26 protein-coding genes and 1 tRNA gene are annotated in these 24,452 nt (G+C 59.4%); 15 read left to right on the top strand and 12 right to left on the bottom strand.

The features are described 5' to 3' along the window. The first annotated feature begins 128 nt into the window (after positions 1 to 128). The 4 genes from V6Z53_RS04025 to ntrC all read left to right on the top strand — a co-directional run bounded on the left by V6Z53_RS04025 (position 129) and on the right by ntrC (position 3,998). Positions 129 to 638 (top strand): DUF4124 domain-containing protein, encoded by a 510-nt coding sequence (locus tag V6Z53_RS04025; protein WP_338584254.1) that lies wholly within the window; start codon positions 129 to 131, stop codon positions 636 to 638. Next, positions 635 to 1,249, top strand: coding sequence for a DUF4124 domain-containing protein (locus V6Z53_RS04020; RefSeq protein ID WP_338584253.1), 615 nt, complete (start codon positions 635 to 637; stop codon positions 1,247 to 1,249). Before V6Z53_RS04025 ends, V6Z53_RS04020 begins: the two co-directional genes overlap by 4 nt. A gap of 230 nt (positions 1,250 to 1,479) precedes the next feature. Beyond that, entirely contained in the window at positions 1,480 to 2,565 is a 1,086-nt protein-coding gene (gene glnL, locus V6Z53_RS04015) for a nitrogen regulation protein NR(II) (RefSeq protein ID WP_056852211.1), read from the top strand. After that, entirely contained in the window at positions 2,562 to 3,998 is a 1,437-nt protein-coding gene (gene ntrC / locus V6Z53_RS04010) for a nitrogen regulation protein NR(I) (protein WP_338584252.1), read from the top strand. The genes glnL and ntrC overlap by 4 nt, the downstream gene beginning before the upstream one ends. Positions 3,999 to 4,534: 536 nt before the next feature. Here the strand turns inward: ntrC and V6Z53_RS04005 are convergent. Further along, the gene (locus V6Z53_RS04005; protein WP_338584251.1) at positions 4,535 to 4,975 is read right to left on the bottom strand and encodes a hypothetical protein; all 441 of its coding nucleotides are present in this window, start codon (positions 4,973 to 4,975) and stop codon (positions 4,535 to 4,537) included. On the opposite strand from V6Z53_RS04005, the gene V6Z53_RS04000 reads away from it, so the two are divergent. Beyond that, positions 4,974 to 5,429, top strand: coding sequence for a tRNA (cytidine(34)-2'-O)-methyltransferase (locus V6Z53_RS04000; RefSeq protein ID WP_338584250.1), 456 nt, complete (start codon positions 4,974 to 4,976; stop codon positions 5,427 to 5,429). The genes V6Z53_RS04005 and V6Z53_RS04000 overlap by 2 nt on opposite strands. Positions 5,430 to 5,602: 173 nt before the next feature. Here V6Z53_RS04000 and secB read toward each other — a convergent pair whose 3' ends face one another. The 3 genes from secB to V6Z53_RS03985 are packed head-to-tail and all read right to left on the bottom strand — an operon-like array spanning position 5,603 to position 6,801. Further along, on the bottom strand, positions 5,603 to 6,088 hold the full coding sequence (gene secB, locus V6Z53_RS03995; protein ID WP_034148553.1) for a protein-export chaperone SecB: 486 nt from the start codon (positions 6,086 to 6,088) through the stop codon (positions 5,603 to 5,605). Between the two features lie 43 nt (positions 6,089 to 6,131). Beyond that, the gene (gene grxC, locus V6Z53_RS03990) at positions 6,132 to 6,386 is read right to left on the bottom strand and encodes a glutaredoxin 3 (RefSeq protein ID WP_008058538.1); all 255 of its coding nucleotides are present in this window, start codon (positions 6,384 to 6,386) and stop codon (positions 6,132 to 6,134) included. A gap of 1 nt (position 6,387) precedes the next feature. Next, the gene (locus tag V6Z53_RS03985; RefSeq protein ID WP_338584249.1) at positions 6,388 to 6,801 is read right to left on the bottom strand and encodes a rhodanese-like domain-containing protein; all 414 of its coding nucleotides are present in this window, start codon (positions 6,799 to 6,801) and stop codon (positions 6,388 to 6,390) included. Between the two features lie 154 nt (positions 6,802 to 6,955). On the opposite strand from V6Z53_RS03985, the gene gpmI reads away from it, so the two are divergent. The 5 genes from gpmI to V6Z53_RS03960 all read left to right on the top strand — a co-directional run bounded on the left by gpmI (position 6,956) and on the right by V6Z53_RS03960 (position 13,515). Further along, positions 6,956 to 8,485 carry a 2,3-bisphosphoglycerate-independent phosphoglycerate mutase gene (gene gpmI / locus V6Z53_RS03980; RefSeq protein ID WP_338584248.1) on the top strand — a complete coding sequence of 510 codons (1,530 nt, stop codon included), beginning with the start codon at positions 6,956 to 6,958 and terminating at the stop codon, positions 8,483 to 8,485. A gap of 231 nt (positions 8,486 to 8,716) precedes the next feature. Beyond that, positions 8,717 to 10,009, top strand: coding sequence for a murein hydrolase activator EnvC (locus V6Z53_RS03975; RefSeq protein ID WP_338584247.1), 1,293 nt, complete (start codon positions 8,717 to 8,719; stop codon positions 10,007 to 10,009). A 31-nt stretch (positions 10,010 to 10,040) separates the two neighbouring features. Continuing rightward, a complete protein-coding gene (locus V6Z53_RS03970) occupies positions 10,041 to 11,360 on the top strand; it encodes a S41 family peptidase (RefSeq protein WP_338584246.1) in 1,320 nt (439 codons plus the stop codon). Position 11,361: 1 nt separating this feature from the next. Then, positions 11,362 to 12,138, top strand: a complete 777-nt coding sequence (locus V6Z53_RS03965) for a divergent polysaccharide deacetylase family protein (protein ID WP_338584245.1) — start codon at positions 11,362 to 11,364, stop codon at positions 12,136 to 12,138. Between the two features lie 105 nt (positions 12,139 to 12,243). After that, positions 12,244 to 13,515, top strand: coding sequence for a Vps62-related protein (locus tag V6Z53_RS03960; RefSeq protein ID WP_338584244.1), 1,272 nt, complete (start codon positions 12,244 to 12,246; stop codon positions 13,513 to 13,515). Between the two features lie 44 nt (positions 13,516 to 13,559). Here V6Z53_RS03960 and V6Z53_RS03955 read toward each other — a convergent pair whose 3' ends face one another. The 7 genes from V6Z53_RS03955 to V6Z53_RS03925 all read right to left on the bottom strand — a co-directional run bounded on the left by V6Z53_RS03955 (position 13,560) and on the right by V6Z53_RS03925 (position 19,372). Further along, complete coding sequence (locus V6Z53_RS03955) at positions 13,560 to 14,315, bottom strand: ABC transporter substrate-binding protein (RefSeq protein WP_338584243.1); 756 nt, start codon at positions 14,313 to 14,315, stop codon at positions 13,560 to 13,562. Between the two features lie 78 nt (positions 14,316 to 14,393). Continuing rightward, entirely contained in the window at positions 14,394 to 15,164 is a 771-nt protein-coding gene (gene hisF, locus V6Z53_RS03950; RefSeq protein WP_007897430.1) for an imidazole glycerol phosphate synthase subunit HisF, read from the bottom strand. A 9-nt stretch (positions 15,165 to 15,173) separates the two neighbouring features. After that, on the bottom strand, positions 15,174 to 15,911 hold the full coding sequence (hisA, locus tag V6Z53_RS03945; protein WP_008041005.1) for a 1-(5-phosphoribosyl)-5-[(5-phosphoribosylamino)methylideneamino]imidazole-4-carboxamide isomerase: 738 nt from the start codon (positions 15,909 to 15,911) through the stop codon (positions 15,174 to 15,176). Between the two features lie 81 nt (positions 15,912 to 15,992). Beyond that, positions 15,993 to 16,211: a DUF2164 domain-containing protein gene (locus tag V6Z53_RS03940; RefSeq protein WP_338584241.1), complete on the bottom strand. Its 219-nt coding sequence runs from the start codon at positions 16,209 to 16,211 to the stop codon at positions 15,993 to 15,995. Next, positions 16,212 to 16,850, bottom strand: a complete 639-nt coding sequence (gene hisH, locus V6Z53_RS03935; protein ID WP_008080553.1) for an imidazole glycerol phosphate synthase subunit HisH — start codon at positions 16,848 to 16,850, stop codon at positions 16,212 to 16,214. Further along, positions 16,850 to 17,443 carry an imidazoleglycerol-phosphate dehydratase HisB gene (gene hisB / locus V6Z53_RS03930; protein WP_007939452.1) on the bottom strand — a complete coding sequence of 198 codons (594 nt, stop codon included), beginning with the start codon at positions 17,441 to 17,443 and terminating at the stop codon, positions 16,850 to 16,852. The genes hisH and hisB overlap by 1 nt, the downstream gene beginning before the upstream one ends. Positions 17,444 to 17,710: 267 nt before the next feature. After that, complete coding sequence (locus V6Z53_RS03925; protein ID WP_338584240.1) at positions 17,711 to 19,372, bottom strand: OFA family MFS transporter; 1,662 nt, start codon at positions 19,370 to 19,372, stop codon at positions 17,711 to 17,713. A 224-nt stretch (positions 19,373 to 19,596) separates the two neighbouring features. Here V6Z53_RS03925 and V6Z53_RS03920 point away from each other — a divergent pair, with 224 nt between their 5' ends. The 5 genes from V6Z53_RS03920 to V6Z53_RS03900 all read left to right on the top strand — a co-directional run bounded on the left by V6Z53_RS03920 (position 19,597) and on the right by V6Z53_RS03900 (position 23,805). Beyond that, entirely contained in the window at positions 19,597 to 20,001 is a 405-nt protein-coding gene (locus tag V6Z53_RS03920; protein ID WP_338584239.1) for an acetyl-CoA sensor PanZ family protein, read from the top strand. Positions 20,002 to 20,079: 78 nt separating this feature from the next. Continuing rightward, complete coding sequence (locus V6Z53_RS03915; protein WP_338584238.1) at positions 20,080 to 22,305, top strand: AsmA family protein; 2,226 nt, start codon at positions 20,080 to 20,082, stop codon at positions 22,303 to 22,305. Beyond that, complete coding sequence (gene mutY, locus V6Z53_RS03910) at positions 22,302 to 23,369, top strand: A/G-specific adenine glycosylase (RefSeq protein ID WP_338584237.1); 1,068 nt, start codon at positions 22,302 to 22,304, stop codon at positions 23,367 to 23,369. The genes V6Z53_RS03915 and mutY overlap by 4 nt, the downstream gene beginning before the upstream one ends. Then, positions 23,366 to 23,638 (top strand): oxidative damage protection protein, encoded by a 273-nt coding sequence (locus tag V6Z53_RS03905; RefSeq protein WP_338584236.1) that lies wholly within the window; start codon positions 23,366 to 23,368, stop codon positions 23,636 to 23,638. Before mutY ends, V6Z53_RS03905 begins: the two co-directional genes overlap by 4 nt. Before the next feature lie 91 nt (positions 23,639 to 23,729). Continuing rightward, a tRNA-Phe gene (locus V6Z53_RS03900) sits at positions 23,730 to 23,805 on the top strand. A gap of 68 nt (positions 23,806 to 23,873) precedes the next feature. On the opposite strand, the gene V6Z53_RS03895 is transcribed toward V6Z53_RS03900, so the two are convergent. Beyond that, positions 23,874 to 24,323 (bottom strand): carboxypeptidase regulatory-like domain-containing protein, encoded by a 450-nt coding sequence (locus tag V6Z53_RS03895; protein ID WP_338584235.1) that lies wholly within the window; start codon positions 24,321 to 24,323, stop codon positions 23,874 to 23,876. Positions 24,324 to 24,452 lie beyond the last annotated feature (129 nt).

Raw genomic sequence — 24,452 nt, 5'->3', positions numbered from 1 at the left:
CCTCCTTCGGGAGGCCTTTTTTATGATCACAAATCAAAAGATCTTCTGTACCCAAACATGAACAAGCTGGGCCAACCGCCGCCCCTGACCTATGCTGCAACCCAATGCTTTCGTTTGCGGTTGATTTTATGGGTCGTGCTTTTCTCTTCATCCTGGTGCTGATCGCCCTGCCTGCCGCAGCGCAGATCTACAAGTACACGGACGCCGATGGCAACACCGCGTACAGCAATCAACCGCCGGATGGCGTGAAGGCCCAAACGGTCGAGCTGCCACCGCTCAACAGCGTGGAGCCGCAAACCCCTCCAGCAGCACCCACGCAACCCAATACCAACGAACAACCCCAGAACGCCTACGAGGTACTGGAACTGACCGGCCTGCCCACCACCGAAGCCCTGCGCGCCAACAACGGCACTTTCACCGTCAACGTGTTGATCAAACCGCGCCTTCAAGGGCCGCATCTGCTCAGACTGGTACTGGACGAACGACCCTATGGCCAGCCGAGTAATGTTCCGATCCTGCAACTGGTGAACATCGACCGCGGCATGCATAGCCTCGCCGTGCAGGTGATCGACGGCGAAACCGTGGTCCAGCAAAGCCCCAGCGTGACCTTTACCGTGCAACGGGTGCACAAGCCTTGAAGTGTTGGCTGCTGATCGCTTGCCTGTTCGCTCTGCCGGCAACGGCGGAGGTTTTTACTTACATTGATGCACAGGGCAATCGGGTTTTCACCGATCAACCCAATACCGGCAACGCCAAACGTGTGCCGCTGGCAACCGGCAATCGCATGGCCGCACCAGGTACGTCAGCGGCGATTGCCACAAAGAAGGCCGAGAAAAAACCACTGTTCCACTACGACATGCTACGCATTCTGGTGCCGGAGCCTGACGCCACCGTGCGCAGCAGTGCCGGCGAAATCATCGTCAGCGTCACCAGCGAGCCAGGCTTGCAACGGGGCCATCGCTATCGATTGCTGCTTGATGGCCAACCCACCGCCGACCCTGGACCGAGTCCGGTATTTCCGCTGAGCAACGTCGACCGAGGCACTCATCAACTGTCAGTGGAAATCCTCGACGAACAGGGCCGGACCGTCGAACGCACCGCCAATCAGCCATTCCACATGCAACGCATGTCGCTCGCGCAAAAACGCAAGGTCAAACCCTGCACCCTCGACGACTACGGCCAACGGCCGGAATGCCCGCTCAGCGATAAACCCGCCGAAGAAAAAAATCCGTTCCTGCGGTTCTTCTAACCTCGTTCAGCTTTGCGCACTATATTGGTGCGATTGGTTGCACGGTGCGCCGATTGCATCCCATTTTGGTTCGAAAGTACCCGTGAAAGCTGAAAGAGCGCCACGCAATCGAGCGTCAAACGCCCGTTTCAGGGGTTGAACGCTTCTTTTCGGAGCCTTGGTTTGGTTTTTGCATTTTCCTCGTGTCAGCGCTTTTTTCTTGCGCATGCTCCGCCCTAAAAGAGGTCCCGATGACCATTAGCGACGCACTCCACCGTTTGCTACTCGACAACCTCACCACCGCGACCATCCTGCTCGATGCCGAATTGCGCCTTGAGTACATGAACCCGGCGGCGGAGATGCTCCTGGCCATCAGCGGCCAGCGCAGCCACGGGCAGTTCATCAGCGAGTTGTTCACCGAATCCACCGAGGCGCTGAATTCCTTGCGCCAGGCGGTCCAGCAGGCGCACCCGTTTACCAAGCGCGAAGCGATGCTCACCGCCCTCACCGGCCAGACCCTGACGGTTGATTACGCGGTCACCCCAATCCTCAGCAACGGCGACACGCTGCTGCTGCTCGAAGTCCATCCACGGGATCGCTTGCTGCGGATCACCAAGGAAGAAGCGCAGCTCTCGAAACAGGAAACCAGCAAGATGCTGGTGCGCGGCCTCGCCCACGAAATCAAGAATCCGCTGGGCGGTATTCGCGGTGCGGCGCAGTTGCTGGCCCGTGAGCTGCCGGAAGAAAGCCTGCGCGATTACACCAACGTGATCATCGAAGAGGCCGACCGCCTGCGCAATCTGGTCGACCGCATGCTCGGCTCCAACAAGCTGCCGTCGCTGGCCATGTGCAACGTCCATGAAGTGCTGGAGCGTGTTTGCCACTTGGTCGAAGCCGAAAGCCAAGGTTGCATCACTTTGGTGCGCGACTACGACCCAAGCATTCCCGACGTCCTGATCGATCGTGAACAAATGATCCAGGCCGTCCTGAACATCGTGCGCAACGCGATGCAGGCCATCAGCAGCCAGAACGAGCTGCGCCTGGGCCGCATCAGCCTGCGCACCCGCGCCATGCGCCAGTTCACCATCGGCCACGTGCGCCATCGCCTGGTGACCAAGATCGAAATCATCGACAACGGTCCGGGCATTCCTGCGGAACTCCAGGAAACCATTTTCTTTCCCATGGTCAGCGGTCGTCCGGACGGTACCGGGCTGGGCCTGGCCATTACCCAGAACATCATCAGCCAGCACCAGGGCCTGATCGAGTGTGACAGCCACCCCGGCCACACCACGTTCTCGATCTTTCTGCCACTGGAACAAGGAGCCACATCGACATGAGCCGTAGTGAAACCGTGTGGATCGTCGATGACGACCGTTCTATCCGTTGGGTCCTGGAAAAAGCCTTGCAACAAGAAGGCATGACCACGCAAAGCTTCGACAGCGCCGATGGCGTGATGAGCCGCCTGGCGCGCCAGCAACCGGACGTGATCATCTCCGACATCCGCATGCCCGGTGCCAGCGGCCTTGACCTTCTGGCGCGGATTCGCGAGCAGCACCCCCGGCTGCCGGTGATCATCATGACCGCTCATTCCGATCTGGACAGCGCTGTCGCGTCCTATCAGGGCGGCGCTTTCGAGTACCTGCCCAAGCCATTCGATGTCGACGAAGCCGTCTCCCTGGTCAAACGCGCCAACCAGCACGCCCAGGAACAACAAGGCCTGGAAGTCGCCCCGACCTTGACCCGCACCCCGGAAATCATCGGTGAAGCACCGGCGATGCAGGAAGTGTTTCGCGCCATTGGCCGCTTGAGTCACTCCAACATCACCGTGCTGATCAACGGCGAATCGGGTACCGGTAAAGAACTGGTTGCCCACGCCCTGCACCGCCACAGCCCTCGCGCGGCTTCGCCGTTCATCGCGCTGAACATGGCGGCGATCCCCAAAGACCTGATGGAATCCGAGCTGTTCGGTCACGAGAAAGGCGCGTTCACCGGTGCAGCAAACCTGCGTCGCGGGCGTTTCGAACAGGCCGATGGCGGCACGTTGTTCCTCGATGAAATTGGCGACATGCCGGCTGACACCCAGACTCGCTTGCTGCGAGTCCTGGCTGATGGCGAGTTTTACCGCGTTGGCGGTCATGTTCCGGTGAAGGTTGATGTGCGAATCATCGCCGCGACCCACCAGAACCTGGAAACCCTGGTGCATGCCGGGAAATTCCGTGAGGACTTGTTCCACCGCCTCAACGTGATCCGCATCCACATCCCGCGCCTGTCAGATCGTCGCGAAGACATCCCGACCCTGGCCAAGCACTTCCTCAGCCGCGCCGCGCAGGAGCTGGCCGTTGAGCCGAAGCTGCTGAAAAGCGAAACCGAGGAGTACCTGAAAAACCTGCCTTGGCCGGGCAACGTGCGTCAGCTGGAGAACACTTGCCGCTGGATCACGGTGATGGCTTCGGGTCGCGAAGTGCATATCGGCGACCTGCCACCTGAGCTGCTGAGCCTGCCGCAGGATTCAGCGCCGGTGACCAACTGGGAGCAAGCGCTGCGTCAGTGGGCCGACCAGGCACTCGCTCGCGGTCAGTCGAGCCTGCTCGATAGCGCCGTGCCGACCTTCGAGCGGATCATGATCGAAACCGCGCTCAAGCACACCGCCGGGCGCCGCCGCGATGCCGCCGTGTTGCTGGGCTGGGGGCGTAATACCCTGACTCGCAAAATCAAGGAATTGGGGATGAAGGTTGATGGCGGGGATGATGATGAGGGCGATGAGGGCTAAACCCGGCTTTCGAATTTAGTCGTTAGCGAAAAGATCGCAGCCTTCGGCAGCTCCTACAGGTGTACGCATAACCTCGTAGGAGCTGCCGAAGGCTGCGATCTTTTTTTTGCCGAAAATCACATTCCATGCACCGACTGAATGCACCGTGAACCGCAATCGCGCACGGCAACTGATCTGAAATCCTGCCTGAGTTCGCAATCGAACCCTTACCGAAAAAACACGAAAGCCCCGGATTACGGGGCTTTCAACGTATTTACGCGCCTTTCTGTTTCAACTTGTTAAAAACTGGCACGCCCCCTGCAACGGTCTCATCAGTGATTCAGTTCACTACCCAGTTTCGGGGACCTTGGTACAGGCAGGCCGGGGATTCCCCTCTTTACACCGGGCTCACACCGCACTTGCGACGAGCCCACCCAGTTTTGGGGTCCTTGGTACAGGCAGGCCGGGGATTCCCTCTTTACACCGGGTTCACGACGCAATGCGCGAACCCTCCCGTTTTGGGGACCTTGGTACAGGCAGGCCGGGGATTCCCTCTTTTATTGCTCCCGGAGATGGATCTCCAGCCGCCAGCGGTCATCGACCTCGCTACCGGACCACTCGCCCTGCAGCGGCCGGGCCGCCACCACCGTCAGCAACAACCCCCCATCACTCGAACGCACCCGCCAGTTCACGCCTTTGTCGTTGAGCTTGAGCTGGCCTTGCTGCGCCTTGCCCTCAGCCTCGAACAGCAACGCGACGCTGCCGTCGACGATCTCGCCGTGGGTCTTGGGTTCGTTGTTGAACCACACCACCAGGCCGTCGTTCGTCACCTCGACTTGTTGCAACTCAGTCGGGTCGGGGGTGGTCAGGCGACCGATCATCAGCCCCAGCATCACCCCGACAATGGCCAGCGACATCATCACGCGCGGGAATAGTTTCGAACGAGCGTCGGCTTGCGGCGTAGAATGCCGCACATCTTTACCTTCGGAGCCGTGCATGTTTCACGTCATCCTTTTCCAACCAGAAATTCCGCCGAATACCGGCAACGTTATCAGGCTGTGCGCCAACAGTGGCTGCCACCTGCATTTGATCGAACCGCTAGGCTTCGAGATGGACGACAAGCGCCTGCGCCGGGCCGGCCTCGATTACCACGAGTATGCCACCCTGCAACGTCACGCGGACTTGGCCAGTTGCCTGGAAAGCCTCGGTCATCCTCGCGTGTTTGCCTTCACCACCAAGGGCTCGCGGCCGTTCCACGACGCGAGCTTCGTGGAGGGCAATGCCTTCCTGTTCGGCCCGGAAAGCCGTGGCCTGCCAGCCGAAGTGCTCGATGCCCTTCCCGGCGACCAACGCCTGCGCCTGCCGATGCGCGAAGGTTGCCGCAGCCTGAACCTGTCGAACACCGTGGCGGTGGCCGTGTACGAAGGCTGGCGCCAGCTCGGTTTCAAGTAATCTCGTGATCTGATCGTTCCCACGCTCTGCGTGGGAATGCCTCAAGGGACGCTCCGCGTCCAATGACGCGGAGCGTCACGGGCTGCATTCCCACGCAGAGCGTGGGAACGATCATCTCCCGCCCATGAAAAAAGCGCCTGTTACGGCGCTTTTTTCGTTACTGCATCGACCGCTTATTGCACGGTCGGAGTCTCGCCAGCTGCCTGCATGCGTTGCAGCTCTTGTGCGTACAGCGCGTCGAAGTTCACCGGAGCCAGCATCAGTGCCGGGAACGAACCACGGGTCACCAGGCTGTCCAGCGCTTCGCGAGCGTACGGGAACAGGATGTTCGGGCAGAACGCGCCCAGGGTGTGGCTCATCGAAGCGTCGTCCAGGTTCTTGATCAGGAAGATACCGGCCTGTTGCACTTCGGCGATGAACGCCACTTCATCACCGTTTTTCACGGTAACCGACAGGGTCAGCACGACTTCGTGGAAGTCGTTTTCCAACGCCTTTTGACGGGTGTTCAGGTCCAGACCGACACTCGGCTCCCACTGCTGGCGGAAGATCGCCGGGCTTTTCGGGGCTTCGAAGGACAGGTCACGTACGTAGATGCGCTGCAAGGAGAATTGCGGTGCGGTTTCTTCTTCGCTAGCTGCAGTGTTCTGTTGGTCAGTCATCTCAGATCCTTTCTGATCTTGGGCTTTTTATAGGGTATGGAATTCAGGCCTTGAGCAGCGCGTCGAGCTTACCCGCGCGCTCCAGGGCAAACAAATCATCACAACCGCCAACATGTGTGCTGCCGATCCAGATCTGCGGCACGGACGTACGTCCGGCCTTCTGAGCCATTGCGGCGCGCACCTGCGGCTTGCCATCGACCTTGATCTCTTCGAAGGCCACGCCTTTGTTCTCGAGCAGGTACTTGGCTCGCGAGCAATAAGGGCAGTAATCGCTGGAGTAGACGACGACGTTGCTCATATCACTTCACCAGCGGCAGATTGTCGGCTTTCCAGCTGGAAACGCCACCGGACAGCTTGGCGGCGGTGAAGCCGGCCTTCACCAGCTCGCGAGCGTGGGTGCCGGCGGTCTGACCCATGGCGTCGACCAGAATGATGGTCTTGGCCTTGTGCTTTTCCAGCTCGCCTACGCGGGCAGTCAGTTTGTCGTGAGGAATGTTCAACGCGCCAACAATGTGACCGGCGGCAAAGTCTTTGGCCGGACGAATGTCGATCACCACGCCCGCGTCTTTGTTGACCAGGCCGGTCAGTTCACCGGTGCTCAGGCTACGGCCGCCGCCTTGCATCTGATACGCGATCAGCGCGGCCAGCAGTACGACGAAGATACCGACGAGAATGTAGTGGTTAGTGGCAAATTCAATCAGGTGAGCAACCATCGAAGGAGGTTCCAGGGCGTTAAAATGTCGGCCAGTATACACAGCCACTATGGTGGGCCAAACCCCGTCCGGCGGTGACGTGGCCGGAACTTCGCTTTAAACTGCGACTCCCTTTTTCCATTACCCCTTTTTACCTCAGCCACGAGTGGATTCCATGACTACCACGCCTAAACCTTTGGTCCTGATGATTCTCGACGGCTTCGGTCACAGTGAAAGCCAGGAAGCCAACGCCATCTACGCGGCCAAGAAGCCTGTGCTCGACCGTTTGTGGGCCACCGTGCCCAACGGCCTGATCTCGGGCAGCGGCATGGACGTCGGCCTGCCGGATGGCCAGATGGGCAACTCCGAAGTCGGCCACATGAACCTCGGCGCCGGCCGCGTGGTGTATCAGGACTTCACTCGCGTCACCAAATCGATCCGCGACGGCGAATTCTTCGAGAACCCGACCATCTGCGCCGCGGTGGATAAAGCGGTCGCCGCCGGCAAAGCCGTGCACTTCATGGGCCTGCTGTCCGACGGCGGCGTGCACAGCCACCAGGACCACCTGGTCGCCATGGCCGAACTGGCTTTCAAGCGCGGCGCCCAGAACATCTACCTGCACGCTTTCCTCGACGGCCGCGACACGCCGCCAAAAAGCGCGCAATCGTCGATCGAACTGCTCGATGCCACGTTCCAGGCGCTGGGCAAAGGCCGTATTGCCAGCATCATTGGCCGCTACTTCGCCATGGACCGTGACAACCGTTGGGATCGCGTATCCCAGGCCTACAACCTGATTGTCGACGGCAACGGCGAATTCAACGCCGCCACCGCCCAGGAAGGTCTGCAAGCTGCTTACGAGCGTGGCGAGAGCGACGAATTCGTCAAAGCCACCTCCATCGGCGAGCCGGTGAAAGTCGAAGACGGCGATGCCGTGGTGTTCATGAACTTCCGCGCCGACCGCGCCCGCGAGCTGACCCGCGTGTTCGTCGAGGACGATTTCAAGGAATTCGAGCGTGCCCGCCAGCCAAAACTGGCCGGCTACGTCATGCTGACCCAATACGCCGCCAGCATTCCTGCGCCATCGGCCTTTGCTGCCGGCAGCCTGGAAAACGTGCTGGGCGATTACCTGGCGAAAAACGGCAAGACACAACTGCGCATCGCTGAAACCGAAAAATACGCCCACGTAACCTTCTTCTTCTCCGGCGGCCGCGAAGAACCGTTCCCGGGTGAAGAGCGCATCCTGATCCCGTCGCCGAAAGTCGCCACCTATGACTTGCAGCCGGAAATGAGCGCGCCGGAAGTCACCGACCGCATCGTCGATGCCATCGAAAACCAGCGCTTCGACGTGATCGTGGTCAACTACGCCAACGGCGACATGGTCGGTCACAGCGGCGTATTCGAGGCGGCGGTGAAAGCCGTTGAATGCCTGGACACCTGCGTTGGCCGTATCGTCGAGGCACTGGAAAAGGTTGGCGGCGAAGCCCTGATCACCGCTGACCACGGCAACGTCGAGCAAATGTCCGACGCCTCCACCGGTCAGGCGCACACCGCGCACACCACTGAACCGGTGCCGTTCATTTATGTCGGTAAGCGTGACCTCAAGGTCCGCGAAGGCGGCGTGCTGGCCGACGTGGCGCCAACCATGCTGAAACTGTTGGGCCTGGAAAAACCGGCGGAAATGACCGGAACTTCGATTCTCGTCTAACCGGGATAGCCCAAACACCGAAAAACCCTGTAGGAGCGAGCCTGCTCGCGATAGCAATCTGACAGTCAATATCGATATTGAAAGTTAGGACGCCATCGCGAGCAGGCTCGCTCCTACAGTGGGTTTGCGGTGTTTTTTGGCCCAGTTATCACACAGTCCCAATTGGGCGTTTTTTTTGCAGCGTGGGGCGGGCATACTAGGCCGTCCCTTTCCCTGGTGTCGCCCGCCTCTATGCTTCGCGTCCTGATCGCCCTTGCCCTGACCTGCCTGCTCCAACCGGCCTTCGCTGACGAGCGCGCGCAAACCCAACAACAGTTGGACGCCACGCGTCAGGACATTGCCGAGCTGAAGAAACTGCTGGGCAAGTTGCAGGAAGAAAAATCCGGCATTCAGAAAGATCTCAAAGGCACCGAGACCGAAATGGGCAAGCTCGAGAAGCAGGTCGAAGCCCTGCAAAAAGAGCTGAAGAAGAGCGAATCCGAGCTGCAGCGTCTCGATGCGGAGAAAAAAAAACTCCAGAGCGCGCGCACTGAACAGCAACGACTGATTGCCATCCAGGCCCGCGCCGCCTACCAGAACGGTCGTCAGGAATACCTGAAGCTGCTGCTCAACCAGCAGAATCCCGAGAAATTCGCTCGCACCCTCACCTATTACGACTACCTGAGCCAGGCCCGCCTGGAGCAGCTGAAGAATTTCAACGAAACCCTGCGCCAACTGGCCAATGTCGAAAAAGACATCGGCTTGCAGCAGGCGCAACTGCTGGTACAGAAAAGCAGCCTCGACACCCAACGCGACGAACTCGACAAAGTCCGCCAGGAACGCCAGCAAGTCCTGGCCAAGCTCAGTGATGACGTAAAAGCCCGCGACCAGAAACTGGCAGCCCGCGAGCAGGATCAGGCAGACCTGTCTAAAGTCCTTAAAACCATTGAGGAAACCCTGGCCCGCCAGGCTCGTGAGGCAGAAGAAGCGCGACAGAAAGCGCTGATTGCCCAGCAGGAAGCCGAAAAAAAGCGTTTACGTGAGGCCCAGGCTCAAGCAGAAGAGACTGACGCCCCACGCAAACCGGTTAAATCAACACCTGGCGCACTGGTTTCCAGCTCCGGCGAAACCTTTGGCGGCCCGTTTGCGTCAACTCGCGGCAAACTTCCATGGCCAGTCGATGGTCGACTGTTGGCACGCTTCGGTGAAAGCCGTGGCGACGATGCCCGGACCAAGTGGGACGGCGTGATGATCAGCGCATCGGCCGGCAGCGCAGTGCATGCGGTGCATGGCGGTCGCGTGGTGTTCGCCGACTGGTTGCGCGGCGCCGGGTTGCTGGTGATTCTCGACCACGGCAACGGTTTTTTGAGTCTTTATGGTCACAACCAGACGCTGCTCAAGTCTGCGGGTGACGTGGTAAAAGCCGGCGAGTCCATCTCCACTGTCGGTAACAGTGGCGGACAGGACACGCCGGCGTTGTATTTCGCGATTCGTCAGCAGGGTCACCCGAGTGATCCGGCACAATGGTGTCGCGCGCAAGGATAAGCGTGCCATCCAATTCAGGAGTTAGTTCGACATGCTGCATTTGTCCCGCCTTACCTCGCTGGCCCTGACGATCGCCCTGGTGATCGGCGCGCCTCTGGCGTTTGCCGCTCAACCGGCCCCGGCGGTCGCGCCTGCGGGCACTGCTGCGACCACCAAGGCGCCATTGCCGCTGGAAGAGTTGCGCACCTTTGCCGAGGTCATGGACCGGATCAAGGCCGCCTATGTCGAACCGGTAGACGACAAGACCCTGCTGGAAAACGCGATCAAGGGCATGCTCAGCAACCTTGATCCGCACTCCGCTTACCTGGGCCCTGAAGACTTCGCTGAATTGCAGGAAAGCACCAGCGGTGAGTTCGGCGGCCTGGGCATCGAAGTTGGCGCCGAAGACGGCTTCATCAAGGTGGTCTCGCCAATCGATGACACCCCGGCCTCCAAGGCGGGCATTCAGGCGGGCGACTTCATCGTCAAGATCAACGGCCAGCCGACTCGCGGCCAGAGCATGACCGAAGCCGTGGACAAGATGCGCGGCAAGATCGGCCAGAAAATCACCCTGACCCTGGTTCGCGATGGCGGCACGCCGTTCGATGTGACCCTGGCCCGCGCCATCATTCAAGTGAAGAGCGTGAAGAGCCAGTTGCTGGAGTCCGGCTACGGTTACATCCGCATCACCCAGTTCCAGGTCAAGACCGGCGAAGAAGTTTCCAAGGCGCTGGCCAAGCTGCGCAAGGAAAACGGCAAGAAGCTCAACGGCATCATTCTCGACCTGCGCAACAACCCGGGCGGCGTACTGCAAGCAGCGGTGGAAGTGGTCGACCACTTCATCACCAAAGGCCTGATCGTCTACACCAAGGGCCGGATCGCCAACTCCGAACTGCGCTTCTCGGCTACCGGCAAGGACGAAAGCGAAGCCGTGCCAATGGTCGCACTCATCAACGGCGGCAGCGCCTCGGCCTCGGAAATTGTCGCCGGTGCCTTGCAGGATCAGAAACGCGCGGTGGTCATGGGCACCACCAGTTTCGGCAAAGGCTCGGTGCAAACCGTGCTGCCGCTGAACAACGACCGCGCATTGAAGATCACCACTGCGCTGTACTACACGCCGAACGGCCGCTCGATCCAGGCCCAGGGCATCGTGCCGGACATCGAAGTGCGCAAGGCCAAGATCACCAACGAGCAGGACGGCGACTACTTCAAGGAAGCCGATTTGCAAGGTCACCTGGGCAATGGCAACGGCGGCGCCGACAAACCGAGCGGCTCCGGCGGCAAAGCCAAGGCAATGCCACAGGATGACGACTACCAATTGGCCCAGGCCCTGAGCCTGCTCAAAGGGCTGAGCATCACGTCCGGCCGTTAAGATGTTTCTACGGCTAGCCTTGAGTCTGTTGTGCTGTCTGGCGGGTGTGGCTCACGCTGCCCCCGCCGCAACCCCGCCGCAAAAGGCGTATCTGACGCTGATCATCGATGACCTGGGGCAAAGCCTGCCCCGGGATCGACGCGTGCTGGCCCTGCCCGGCCCGGTGACTGCGGCAATCATGCCCGACACACCTCACGCCACCGAGTTTGCCCGCGAAGCCCATCGCGCCGGCAAGATCGTCATCCTGCATATGCCCATGGACCCGGCCACCGGACCGTTTGCGTGGCACCCCGAGCTTCCCATCGAAGAGCTTGAGAAACGCCTCAACGCCGCATTCAAAATGGTCCCCTACACCGCCGGCATCAACAACCACATGGGCAGCCACATGACTGCTCAACCTGCCGCCATGGCATGGTTGATGGCGGACTTGCAGCGCCGCCACAAGTTCTTCGTCGACAGCCGCACCAGCGCGCAGACCGTGGCCGCGCAGCAAGCGCAGAAGATCGATCTGGCGAGTGTTTCGCGGGATGTGTTTCTCGATGATGAGCGCACTGAAGCGGCCATCTTCACGCAGCTACAGACGGCGATAAGCCTGGCGCACAAACAAGGTACAGCGGTGATGATCGGGCATCCGTATCCGCAAACACTGGCGGTGCTGGAGCGAGAATTGCCCAAGCTCAAGGCGCAAGGCATCGAGTGGATCGATATCAGGCAGATGATCAGCGTGCGCGGCAATCGCGCCATGTCCGCGCACGGGAAAGACGGGATTTATCGGTAATAACCTGTAACGAGCCTATATATATTTACCGCCAAGCCTCTTGTCCAATTCCGGATATTGAAGTCGCCACCCAATTGGGTTGCCTTTCAATTATCAGGAATGATCATGAACACACAAGATGATGACGCGATACCCGCAAGGCCAATGGAGTCGATCAAAGTTGAAAACCTGCTGATCAACTTTACGACCGAGTTCCACCGGATCTGGGATAACAAAGGTTCACGTTCCAAGCCCGGCGGTTTTTGGCGCCCCACCCCCGCCCCTGATTTGCTACCGGGTTTTTTCCCGCTCGGTGACCTCGCCGTTTCCGGCCACGACAACATCAACGATAAAAGAGTGATGGCCGTTGTTTGCGAAGGCGAACCGCCAAGTGCCGGCGCCAACCAGAGCAAGGCATTGAGCAAGCCCCACGACTTTGAACAGGTCTGGAAAGATACGGGGTCTGGCGCCAAAACGGACTGTTCGATATGGCGACCGATTCCACCTGATGGTTATGTGGCGCTTGGGCTGGTGTGCTCCGATAGTCTGGACAAACCCTCAGTCAACGCCGTTCGTTGCGTGCGGGCGGATCTTGTCGTGGCATCATCCATCGACGAAATGATCTGGAGCGACAAGGGCAGTCGTGCAAAGCAGGACTTCAGCGTCTGGAGTGTTCAACCTCCAGTGGCGGCCCCAGGAGAAATTCATTTTGCGCCTGGCACATTCGTGGGCACCAACAGCTATACCAAACCGGACACGCACGCCGCCGCTTTTTCCCTGCGCATGCTCATCCCGCTGCAGGTCGAACCTGCACCTGTTCCTCCAGTCCTGAGCGGATATGAACCACCGCCCTCAACGCTGTCCGCCAAAATCACGCACGCGGCAAGGCTTCCCTGGTTCGCGATCAAAGATCCCGAGTTGAATCCCTTTGAGCAGTTTCGTACGACTCCTTACTATCATTTACAAAGAAAGGATCAGTACCTGCTGATCGGTTTTGGCCATAACACGGGTTCCGCGGGACAAACCTTCAAATGGACTGCCGAGGTGCAGAATGCAGACAGTCTCGAAACATTCTCCCGGCTGACAGCGATCGAGATAGGGACCGAATGGAGCTCCAGGTGGCCGCCGTTTTCCATAGCGCCTCGACCGGCTTTTTCAGTCGGGTTCTCGGCCAATCTGAGCAACAGCGTCTCACCCGTCGAAACACCCAACAGCAGGCTGGTCGCCCCCGTGCCTACCGATGTCGTTACCATTGTTGCGAAGAACCAAATCGTCGCAGTTTACCGCACACAGTTCGACTATCGGCTACTACGCAGCAACGGCACGCAAGTGGCGAATGAGGGCAGTTACTCTGACTTCGACAAACTGTATTTGACCGAATATCCGCCTGAAAAATAGCCGGACGCTGTCCGGCCCTACGATGCGCGGCAGGCTCGTCGAAATTACAGATACCGTCCCATGATTGCGTCGACTCCCCCTTCCTTGCGGAGCTGATCAAGCGCAGCCTGCAGTTTGGCGACGGTCTCGTCAGGCACATCCCGGTTCAGCGCCAGATACAGCTCTGCGCTGTTGAAACGCAGGACAGTCTTGAGACCAGTCACCCCGTCCTGGCGCGCCAGATAGCGCCCGGCCGGGTCGCCGGTAGCCCACAGGTCGATCTGGCCGTTGACCAGTTTCTTCGCGTTGTCCTGATCGCGCAGAACAACGATGGGATTGAGCCCTTGCTTGGCCAGGGTCTCGGCGATCGCATCACCTTTGTAGGCGCCAATCTTGTACTTGCGTGCGTCGTTCAGAGTTTCGAGGGTGATTTTGCTGTCGGCCTTCGCCAGCATGATCCAGTCGTCCGGACCGATCGGTCCGACCCACTTGAACAGCCGTTCGCGATCCGGCAAACGCGCCATCACGAAGGCACCGTAACCGGGGTTTTCCAGGGCGAGTTTGTAGACCCGCTCCCAAGGGAAGCGCAAGGTCAGGCTGTAGGTAATGTCGGCACGCTTGAAGATTTCGCGGACGATATCGGTGGCGATGCCATCGATGTTCTCGCCCTGGGCAAAGTTCTTGCCGTTCTTCGCCATGTTGTAGGGCGGGAAGTTTTCCGTCAGCAACACCATGTCGGTGTCGGGACGGTCTGCGGCGTGCGCTGCGCTGACGAACAACAGAGAAGCACTGGCGAGGGCAAGAAGAAGGCGTTTAAGCATGTCTGGCTACCGAAATCCATGGCGTACTCAAGAGTGCCCTGAGCCCGCCATGATGTCCACTGGCCTGTATCGGTTTGTTTAACGCATCACGATTCCGCGATGGGCCATGTAAGCCTTGGCTTCCTGCACGGTGTATTCGCCGAAGTGGAAAATACTCGCCGCCAACACCGCACTGGCATGACCTTCGAGAATGCCGTCGGCCAGATGCTGCAGGTTCCCGACGCCGCCAGAAGCGATCACCGGAATACCCAGCGCATCGCTGATGGCGCGAGTGACGCCGAGGTCGAAGCCGTTTTTCATGCCGTCCTGGTCCATGCTGGTCAGCAGGATCTCGCCAGCACCGAGGCCTTCCATCTTCTTCGCCCACTCGACAGCGTCGAGGCCGGTCGGCTTGCGGCCGCCGTGGGTGAAGATCTCCCAGCGCGGGGTTTCGCCCGGACCGGAAACCTTCTTCGCATCGATGGCAACGACGATGCACTGCGAGCCGAAATGCTGCGCGGCTTCGCCAACAAATTCCGGGTTGAACACGGCGGCAGTATTGATCGACACCTTGTCCGCACCGGCATTTAACAGATTGCGGATGTCTTGCACGGTGCGCACGCCACCGCCCACGGTCAGCGGGATGAACACCTGGCTGGCCATGCGCTCGACGGTATGCAGCGTAGTGTCGCGACCATCGACGCTGGCGGTGATGTCGAGAAAGGTAATCTCGTCGGCACCCTGCTCGTCGTAGCGACGGGCGATTTCCACCGGGTCACCGGCGTCGCGGATGTTTTCGAATTTCACACCCTTGACCACCCGGCCGTTGTCCACGTCCAGGCAAGGGATGATGCGTTTGGCCAGCGCCATGGTCAGTCCTCAGCCTTTGTACGAGTCGCAGAAAGCTTGCGCTTCAGCGACGTCGAGAGTGCCTTCGTAGATCGCCCGGCCGGTGATCGCGCCGATGATGCCTGGCGCTTTGGCGTCGAGCAGCGACTTGATGTCGCCGAGGTTGTGAATGCCGCCGGAAGCAATGACCGGGATCTTCGTCGCAGCAGCCAGTGCGGCAGTGAACGGTACGTTGCAGCCCTGCATCATGCCGTCTTTGGCGATGTCGGTATAAACGATCGCGGACACGCCGTCGGCTTCGAACTGCTTGGCCAGGTCGATCACCTGCACGGTGCTGATTTCAGCCCAACCGTCGGTGGCGACGAAACCGTCCTTGGCGTCCAGACCGACGATGACTTTGCCCGGGAATGCGCGGCAGGCTTCGGCAACGAAAGCCGGATCTTTCACGGCTTTGGTGCCGATGATCACGTAGCTCACGCCCGCTTTCACGTAGTGCTCGATGGTTTCCAGCGAACGAATACCGCCACCAATCTGGATCGGCAGGTTCGGGTAGCGCTTGGCGATTGCGGTAACCACTTCGCCGTTGACCGGTTGGCCTTCGAACGCGCCGTTCAAGTCGACCAGATGCAGACGACGGCAACCGCCCTCTACCCACTTGGCAGCCATGCTCACCGGGTCATCGGAGAACACTGTGGAATCTTCCATGCGGCCCTGGCGCAGACGAACACAGGCACCGTCTTTAAGATCGATAGCGGGAATAATCAGCATCTGGCAAACCTTTAAATTCGATTTTTCAGCATTGCTCGGAAATCAGTTTTTCTCGAGCGCCCACAGGTCGCTTTCGATGCTTTAGAACCTCTCTTTGAGGTGCGTCTGCACATCGAAAATCGCCCTGTTGTAATAGTGCGGAGCAATTTCACGGGTAAACAGCTCAAGAATCTCAGCCGCCTCGAACGAGCCGAGGTCGAGTTCAAAGCGATCTTCCATGAAACGCTTGATCTTGCGATTGGCCTCGCTCTCCTGCTCGGGAGTGAGGGTCAGGATCGGCGGCTTCTTCTTGACGGCCATTTACCAGCGACCGTCCCACGCAGCGAAGTTCTGCAGCAATTGCAGGCCATGGGTATGGCTTTTCTCCGGGTGGAACTGCACGGCGAATCGCGAGCCATCGGCCAGCGCTGCGGCGAAATCGACACCGTAATGACCGCCACCCACCACCTGACGCGCATTAGCGGCGGCGATGTAGTAGCTGTGCACGAAGTAGAAACGCGCCATGTCCGGAATGTCGTGCCACAGCGGGTGACTCACCTTCTGCTTCACTTCGTTCCAGCCCATGTGCGGGACTTTCAGGTGTTCGCCGTCTTCATGCAGGTCTTTGCCGAAGAACTTCACCGCGCCCGGGAACAGGCCGATGCAGTCGACACCGTCGTTCTCTTCGCTGGTGTCGAGCAAGGCTTGCATGCCGACGCAGATGCCGAGGAACGGACGGTCCTGGCTGACTTCACGCACCAGCGAATCGAAACCGAGGCGACGAATCTCCGCCATGCAGTCGCGAATTGCACCGACGCCGGGGAAAACCACCCGGTCGGCTTCACGAATCACATTCGCATCGCTGGTGATCAAAACCTTGCCGGCACCGACGTGCTCGAGGGCCTTGGCCACCGAGTGCAGGTTGCCCATGCCGTAATCGATAACCGCGACTGTCTGCATTACAGAACGCCCTTGGTCGATGGCATTTGCCCGGCCATGCGGTCATCGAGCTCAACGGCCATGCGCAGGGCGCGGCCGAAAGCCTTGAACACGGTTTCGATCTGGTGGTGGGTGTTGTGCCCACGCAGGTTGTCGATGTGCAGGGTGACGTTGGCGTGGTTGACGAAGCCCTGGAAGAACTCCTGGAACAGGTCAACGTCGAAACCGCCAACGGTGGCGCGGGTATACGGAACGTGCATCTGCAGGCCAGGACGGCCGGAGAAGTCGATCACGACACGCGACAGCGCTTCATCGAGCGGCACGTAGGCGTGGCCGTAGCGACGGATGCCTTTTTTGTCACCGATGGCTTTGGTGAATGCCTGGCCGAGGGTGATACCGACGTCTTCCACGGTGTGGTGGTCATCGATATGCAGGTCGCCCTTGCTGACAATATCCAGGTCGATCAGCCCGTGACGGGCGATCTGGTCCAGCATGTGCTCAAGAAAAGGAACACCGATATCGAATCGGGCCTTTCCGGTGCCATCAAGGTTGATCGAGGCTTTGATCTGGGTTTCCAGAGTGTCGCGCTCGACAGACGCCATACGTTCGGCCATCACCAGCTCCGCAAAATCATTGGGCGAAAAAGGCAACCATTATAGGGGCGCGGGCCGGAAACAGAAACACGAGAGGTGATATCGCTGACGGATAGAATCCCCAGTCGTCGGGGATAGACATGTCCATACAAGCCATTTCGGACACCCCAAAACAACTGTAGGAGCGAGCCTGCTCGCGATGAGGCCTTCACATCCAACATTTTCGTTGACTGTCAGACCGCAATCGCGAGCAGGCTCGCTCCTACAGGTTTTGCGTTTTGCAGGATCTTAGTGGAACAGTACCGCCGTCTTCTGCAGGGTCACCCAGACACCCCACGCCAACGGAATACCCACCGCCAACCAGGCAGCGATTGCCAACGGCTTGGTGCCCGGCGCCGCTTTCCACTCCAGCGAAGTACTGGCATCAGCGCCTTTGTCGTGACCCAGCGCCTGTTCGGCAGCCAGTTCAGCGTCGGTCATGAAGTACTTGTCGGCCACCGGACGCACCAGCAGGTTGCAGATGAAACCCAGCACGAGCAGGCCAGCAAGGATGTACAAGGTGATGTCGTAAGCTGCGGCACGTTCAACACCGATGCTCAGCTGATACTCACGCAGGTAGTTCACCAACACTGGACCCAACACGCCCGCCGCTGCCCATGCGGTCAACAGACGACCATGGATCGCACCGACCATTTGTGTACCGAACAGGTCCGCCAGGTAAGCCGGAACCGTCGCAAAACCACCGCCGTACATCGACAGGATGATGCAGAACGCCGCCACGAACAGCGCAACGTTGCCCAGGTGGCCGAGGTTCGGGATCAGCGCGTACAGCGCAAAACCAAGGGCGAAGAACACGAAGTAGGTGTTTTTACGGCCCAGGTAGTCCGAGAACGAAGCCCAGAAGAAACGGCCACCGATGTTGAACAGGCTCAGCAGACCGGTGAAACCGGCGGCGATCGCAGCGATCGAGGCCAGTTGACCTGCATCCAGCTGACCGAACGGCAGATCATTGCCCAGCAATTTGCCGCCGAACACTTCCTGCAGCAGCGGCGAGGCCATGCCCAGGATGCCGATACCCGCAGATACGTTCAGGCACAGCACCAGCCAAACGAGGCGGAACTGCGGAGTTTTCCAGGCAACATTCACGTGCACGTGACGGTTGGTGATCATCGCGTTCGAAGCTTTCTTCGCTGGAGCAGTCCAGCCTTCAGGCTTCCAGCCGGTTGGCGGCACGCGGTAGGACAGTGCGCCACCGATCATGAACACAAAGTAGATCGCGGCCATTGCGACGAAGCTCTGCCAAACGCCAACGCCTTCTGGCGAACCGAAGTGGCTCATCAGGGCAGTCGCCAGCGGTGCACCGACCATCGCACCACCACCGAAGCCCATGATCGCCATGCCGGTCGCCATGCCGCGCTTGTCCGGGAACCACTTGATCAAGGTCGACACCGGCGAGATGTAGCCCAGGCCCAGGCCGATACCACCGATGACACCGGAGCCGATCCACATCAGCCAGATCTGGTGCGTGTAAATGCCCAGCGCCGAAATCAGCAGACCGCCGCACCAGCACAGTGCCGAGACGACACCGGCCTTGCGTGGCCCGGCATGTTCCAGCCAGCCGCCCCAGATGGCTGCCGAGCAACCCAGGAAGATGAAGAACAGGGTGTAGATCCAGCCGAGCATCGAGATCGGCCAGTCGCATTGCGATGAAAAGACTTGAGCAATGAAGCTCATGTCAGGCGCGCAGGCCATCGGTTTGGTGATGCCCAGCGCTTTGGACAGTGGCAACCAGAACACCGAGAAGCCGTAGGCCATGCCGATGCAAAGGTGGATGGCCAGAGCGGCCGGTGGCACCAGCCAACGGTTGAAACCGGGCTTGGCGATGATGCGCTCCTTGGACAGGAACGAGGGCTGGTCGGCATAGCCGTCCGCCGCGATACTCGTGGTCATTGTGTATCCCCCAATTATTAGTATGGTTCGCCAGCCACTCTTCACCCCCAGCCTTTATGCGCACGCATGACTGTTTTTTCAGGGGGAAGCTCCATTTTAGTGCGACATCAGGTCGCAGAAGGACCGACGAACGGGTGAAGGTTACCATTTGCACGTGACAGAAAAACCAAACTGATATCACCTTTTTCTACGTTGTCCGTTCTCGTACCACTGAAGGAAGCTCCATGCCCATCGTTGTCGAGTCATTGAACCAAGCCACTGATCAAGATCGGCTGGATTTGCAGAAGATCTACCATGACGCCCCGCAGTGGCTGTTTACGCCGTTTACAGGGGCTGCGCAGCTGATTGAGGCCTGTTTACGGGACGGCTCGCTGATTGCCGGACGCTTCAATGATCGACTGTTGGGTGCGGCACGACTGCAACGGCACCCGGACGTTTGGCATCTGTCTTATTTGTGTGTAAGAAAAATCACCCGCCGTCGTGGCGTCGCGGAACGCCTGGTGCGAGAAGCACAGAGCATGGCCACGCAATCCGGCGCCGAATTGCGCCTGCTCGCGCCCGCCGGTCATCTGGAGGCCCAGGCGTTGGCGGCCAGCCTGAACGTGCCGCTGGATGCCCTGTCCGAGTGATCACTGACCGGTCGTCTCTTTTGGAGCGCTATACTCCCCGGCTAAATTTCGAATTCGACTAACTACAAGGACTCGCCCATGAAAGCGTTCGGCAAAATCCTGGGTCTGGTACTTCTCGGGCTGTTGCTGATCATTGTGGCGCTGGGCTTTGCCCTGACCCACCTCTTCGATCCCAACGACTACAAAGACGAGATTCGCCAGATTGCCCGCGACAAGGCCCACATCGAACTGACGCTCAATGGCGATATCGGCTGGAGCCTGTTCCCGTGGCTGGGCCTGGAATTGCACGACGCCGCTGTCGCGACCCTGGCCAAGCCCGCCGAGCCGTTCGCCGATTTGCAGATGCTCGGTCTGTCGGTCCGCGTGCTGCCGCTGTTGCGCCGTGAAGTGCAGATGAGCGATGTGCGCGTCGAAGGCCTGAACCTGCGCCTGAACCGCGACAAGGACGGCCATGGCAACTGGGAAGACATCGGCAAGGTGCCGAAACCTGCGACCCCGGACACGCCGCCTGCAACCACCAGCGAACCTGAACCGCAAACCACCGCCCAAGCGGAGAAACCGGCGCAGCCGATTCGCCTGGACATCGACAGCCTGACCGTCAACAACGCCCGCGTTGAGTACAACGACGAAAAAACCGGCAAGCAGTTCAGCGCCGAAAGCATCCAGCTCAGCACCGGTCCGGTGCATGACTCCACCAACATTCCGGTCAAGCTCACCGCGTTCCTCGGCACCAACCAGCCGGTTCTGCGAGTACGCACCGAGCTCAATGGCGAGTTGCGTTTCGAGCGCGCATTGCAGCGCTACAAGCTTGAGGACATGAAGTTGTCCGGTGAAGTGGCTGGCGATCCATTGCAAGGCAAGACCATGACCTTCGCCGCTCAGGGCCAGTTGCTACTGGACAAGGCCGCCAACGTCGCCGAATGGACCGGCATCAAGATTTCCGCCAACCAGCTTCGTGCGCTGGGTGAGTTGAAGGTTAACGACCTCGACAAGACACCACAGGTCAGTGGCGGTCTGTCGATTGCCCAGTTCGATTTGGCGAAATTCGTCGACAGCATCGGTCAGAAACTCCCGGCCATGGCCGAAGGCAGCCTGAGCAAAGTGGAACTGGCGACCCGTCTCGCGGGTACGCCTTCGAGCCTCACGCTGGACGACATCAACCTCAAAGTCGACGACAGTACGTTCACCGGCCGCATCGCCGTCGAGGATTTTGCCAAGCAATCACTGCGCATAAACCTCAAGGCAGACACCTTCAACGTCGACCGTTACCTGGCGCCGAAGTCAGCCGAGGCCAACAGCGCCAAGCAAGTGCGTCAAGCTGAAGTCGCCAGCACCGAAGCCGACGCCATGGCCGGCGCCGGCAGCACACCGCTGCCGCAATCCCCGACCAAAGAAGCCTGGAGCAACGAACGCCTGTTACCGGTGGAGCGCCTGAGCAAACTCGATGTGGACGCTGACCTGACCTTCGGCCAGTTGACCCTGGAAAAACTGCCGATCCATAACGCAGTACTCAAGGCCAACGGCCAGGGCGGATTGCTGACGCTGGCGAGCCTGCGCGGCGATCTCTACGAAGGTAACTTCGAAGCCAAGGGCACCCTCGATGTGCGCCAGCAAGCGCCAGTGCTGAACATGCAGACGCAGATCAGCCGCGTACCTGCGGAAAAAATCCTCGAAAGCCAGGGCAAAGAACCACCCGTCAAAGGTCTGGTCACGCTCAACAGCACCCTGACAGGTACTGGTAATAGCCAGAAAGCGCTGATCGAAACCCTCAACGGCAACGCCAGTTTCGTCATCAACAATGGCGTGCTGCTCAACGCCAACCTTGAACAACAGCTGTGCAAAGGCATCGCCACGCTTAACCGTAAAAGCCTCAGCGGCGAGCCTCGGGGCAAGGACACACCGTTCCAGGAACTCAAGGGCAACCTGAATTTCCGCAACGGCGTGGCCAGCAACCCGGACCTGAAAGTGCGCATCCCTGGCATGACCGTCAACGGTGATGGCGATGTAGACCTGAGGGTGCTGGGCATGGACTATCGCGTGGGCATCATCGTCGAAGGCGATACGAGCGCCATGCCGGACCCGGCCTGCCAGGTCGGCGACAGGTTTGTCGGCATCGAGTGGCCATTGCGCTGCCGTGGCCCGCTTGAGTTGGGCGCTAAGGCCTGTCGCCTGGATAACGAGCGCATGGGTCAGGTCGCGAGCAAACTGGCGGGCGAACGGATCAGCGAAAAGATCGACGAGAAACTGGGCGACAAGGTCAGCCCGGAACTCAAAGACGCGCTCAAGGGACTGTTCAAGCGATGAGAGCCGAGCAGTTTTCAACGGCGGTGCTGGACTGGTTCGACCGCCATGGCCGTCACGATTTGCCCTGGCAACAGGACATCAACCCGTATCGGGTATGGGTCTCGGAAATCATGTTGCAGCAGACTCAGGTCAGCACCGTGCTGAATTACTTCGACCGCTTCATGGCCTCGCTGCCGACGGTCGAAGCCCTGGCTGCTGCGCCGGAAGACGAAGTGCTGCACCTTTGGACGGGGCTGGGTTACTACACCCGTGCGCGCAATTTGCAGAAGACCGCGAAGATCGTCGTCGAGCAGTACGGCGGCGAATTCCCCCGGGACGTGGGAAAACTCACTGACCTGCCCGGCATCGGCCTGTCCACCGCCGGCGCGATCGCCAGCATCAGCATGGGCCTGCGCGCGCCGATCCTTGATGGCAACGTCAAACGCGTGCTGGCGCGCTTTACCGCGCAAGAGGGCTACCCCGGCGAGCCGAAGGTCGCCAAACAGCTCTGGGCGAATGCTGAGCGCTTCACGCCGCATGATCGGGTCAACGCCTACACCCAGGCGATGATGGACCTGGGCGCGACGCTCTGTACCCGCAGCAAACCCAGCTGTCTGCTTTGCCCGCTGGAACGGGGTTGCGAAGCCCACATGCTTGGCCTGGAAACCCGCTACCCGATCCCTAAGCCGCGCAAAGCCATCCCGCAGAAACGTACGCTGATGCCGATGCTCGCCAACGGTGAAGGGGCGATTCTGCTTTACCGTCGCCCTTCTACGGGCTTGTGGGGCGGTCTTTGGAGCCTGCCGGAACTCGATGACATCGATGACCTGCAACATCTGGCGACTCAGCACTCGCTGGAACTGGGCGCGCAACAGGCGTTGCCGAGCCTGGTGCACACCTTCAGCCATTTTCAGTTATCCATCGAACCCTGGCTGGTTCAGGTCCAGGAGGCCGGCCATCACGTGGCCGAGGCCGACTGGCTCTGGTATAACCTCGCCACCCCGCCGCGCCTGGGCCTTGCCGCCCCGGTCAAAACCTTGCTCGAACGCGCGGCCGCCGTATTGAACGCAGGAGAGTCGTCATGACCCGCACCATCATGTGCCGCAAGTACAAAGAAGAATTGCCAGGCCTGGAACGCGCTCCGTTCCCGGGCGCCAAAGGCCAGGATATTTTCGACCACGTCTCGCAAAAGGCCTGGGCCGACTGGCAGAAGCACCAGACCCTGCTGATCAACGAAAAACGCCTGAACATGATGAACGCCGAAGATCGCAAATATCTTCAGGGCGAGATGGACAAGTTCTTTTCCGGCGAGGAATACGCCAAGGCCGAAGGCTACGTGCCGCCGTCGGAATAACCCCTCGATTTCGTAAGCGACGGAATTAATTTAAGAAATTTTAAAAAAGTCGTTGACGTAAATCCGAAAAACCCTTTTAATGCGCCCCGTTGCCCAGATAGCTCAGTCGGTAGAGCAGGGGATTGAAAATCCCCGTGTCGGCGGTTCGATTCCGTCTCTGGGCACCAAATACCGAAAACCCTGAATCGCAAGATTCAGGGTTTTTTTATGCCTGTGATTTGATAGCCCTCGCTAGTTAGCTCTCACCGCTCCAATGGAAGACCAGGTTGCGGGCCGCACCGCTCCCGATATCCGCCACGTCCCGCCGCACCTCACCATTGCGAGTGGCGATGACGGTGTACTTGCCGGCAGGCAGTTGCACATACACCAACGGACCGGCGTCATTCAGGGTCAATACGGTTTGGCCTTGGGCTTTTTCAATGACTACATCCACATCCGGAATGTATTTGTTGTCCGTGCCGATCGCGAAGGTCATGTGCAGGTTGTAGCCCGTTGTCTGCTGAATAGCCTTTGCCTCATCCTCGCCAATCCCGCCCGACAGGTAGGTAATGCCGTTCTGCTCCTGCCGCTGAACCTGCACGCCAGAGTTGTCGACGGGCTCAAGGCTCGCGGCAGGCGAGATCACAGGAAACAGCAACATGCTGACGGCGACGAGGGGCAACATCAATGAATGGATATTTTTCATGATGACGACTCCCGGGTTCTGATGAACCCAATCGTTACCTTCTTTGGATTTGCTGGCGGCGGTAGGGGTTTTAGATTTATTTGGTCTGGGGGTGAGTACGAAACGTACTACGTCATTTGTGCCTCGAAT

It is taken from the genome of Pseudomonas sp. MAG733B, assembly GCF_036884845.1.
Taxonomy (GTDB): Bacteria; Pseudomonadota; Gammaproteobacteria; order Pseudomonadales; family Pseudomonadaceae; genus Aquipseudomonas.
This window is presented reverse-complemented; position numbering and strand designations above follow the sequence as displayed.

Bases quoted from the DNA above. Each gene is read 5' to 3' on its own strand.
- V6Z53_RS04025 (WP_338584254.1), top strand. From the start codon at position 129: ATGGGTCGTGCTTTTCTCTTCATCCTGGTGCTGATCGCCCTGCCTGCC.
- glnL (WP_056852211.1), top strand. From the start codon at position 1,480: ATGACCATTAGCGACGCACTCCACCGTTTGCTACTCGACAACCTCACC.
- ntrC (WP_338584252.1), top strand. From the start codon at position 2,562: ATGAGCCGTAGTGAAACCGTGTGGATCGTCGATGACGACCGTTCTATC.
- V6Z53_RS04000 (WP_338584250.1), top strand. From the start codon at position 4,974: ATGTTTCACGTCATCCTTTTCCAACCAGAAATTCCGCCGAATACCGGC.
- V6Z53_RS04005 (WP_338584251.1), bottom strand. From the start codon at position 4,975: ATGCACGGCTCCGAAGGTAAAGATGTGCGGCATTCTACGCCGCAAGCC.
- secB (WP_034148553.1), bottom strand. From the start codon at position 6,088: ATGACTGACCAACAGAACACTGCAGCTAGCGAAGAAGAAACCGCACCG.
- grxC (WP_008058538.1), bottom strand. From the start codon at position 6,386: ATGAGCAACGTCGTCGTCTACTCCAGCGATTACTGCCCTTATTGCTCG.
- V6Z53_RS03985 (WP_338584249.1), bottom strand. From the start codon at position 6,801: ATGGTTGCTCACCTGATTGAATTTGCCACTAACCACTACATTCTCGTC.
- gpmI (WP_338584248.1), top strand. From the start codon at position 6,956: ATGACTACCACGCCTAAACCTTTGGTCCTGATGATTCTCGACGGCTTC.
- V6Z53_RS03975 (WP_338584247.1), top strand. From the start codon at position 8,717: ATGCTTCGCGTCCTGATCGCCCTTGCCCTGACCTGCCTGCTCCAACCG.
- V6Z53_RS03970 (WP_338584246.1), top strand. From the start codon at position 10,041: ATGCTGCATTTGTCCCGCCTTACCTCGCTGGCCCTGACGATCGCCCTG.
- V6Z53_RS03965 (WP_338584245.1), top strand. From the start codon at position 11,362: ATGTTTCTACGGCTAGCCTTGAGTCTGTTGTGCTGTCTGGCGGGTGTG.
- V6Z53_RS03960 (WP_338584244.1), top strand. From the start codon at position 12,244: ATGAACACACAAGATGATGACGCGATACCCGCAAGGCCAATGGAGTCG.
- V6Z53_RS03955 (WP_338584243.1), bottom strand. From the start codon at position 14,315: ATGCTTAAACGCCTTCTTCTTGCCCTCGCCAGTGCTTCTCTGTTGTTC.
- hisF (WP_007897430.1), bottom strand. From the start codon at position 15,164: ATGGCGCTGGCCAAACGCATCATCCCTTGCCTGGACGTGGACAACGGC.
- hisA (WP_008041005.1), bottom strand. From the start codon at position 15,911: ATGCTGATTATTCCCGCTATCGATCTTAAAGACGGTGCCTGTGTTCGT.
- V6Z53_RS03940 (WP_338584241.1), bottom strand. From the start codon at position 16,211: ATGGCCGTCAAGAAGAAGCCGCCGATCCTGACCCTCACTCCCGAGCAG.
- hisH (WP_008080553.1), bottom strand. From the start codon at position 16,850: ATGCAGACAGTCGCGGTTATCGATTACGGCATGGGCAACCTGCACTCG.
- hisB (WP_007939452.1), bottom strand. From the start codon at position 17,443: ATGGCCGAACGTATGGCGTCTGTCGAGCGCGACACTCTGGAAACCCAG.
- V6Z53_RS03925 (WP_338584240.1), bottom strand. From the start codon at position 19,372: ATGACCACGAGTATCGCGGCGGACGGCTATGCCGACCAGCCCTCGTTC.
- V6Z53_RS03920 (WP_338584239.1), top strand. From the start codon at position 19,597: ATGCCCATCGTTGTCGAGTCATTGAACCAAGCCACTGATCAAGATCGG.
- V6Z53_RS03915 (WP_338584238.1), top strand. From the start codon at position 20,080: ATGAAAGCGTTCGGCAAAATCCTGGGTCTGGTACTTCTCGGGCTGTTG.
- mutY (WP_338584237.1), top strand. From the start codon at position 22,302: ATGAGAGCCGAGCAGTTTTCAACGGCGGTGCTGGACTGGTTCGACCGC.
- V6Z53_RS03905 (WP_338584236.1), top strand. From the start codon at position 23,366: ATGACCCGCACCATCATGTGCCGCAAGTACAAAGAAGAATTGCCAGGC.
- V6Z53_RS03895 (WP_338584235.1), bottom strand. From the start codon at position 24,323: ATGAAAAATATCCATTCATTGATGTTGCCCCTCGTCGCCGTCAGCATG.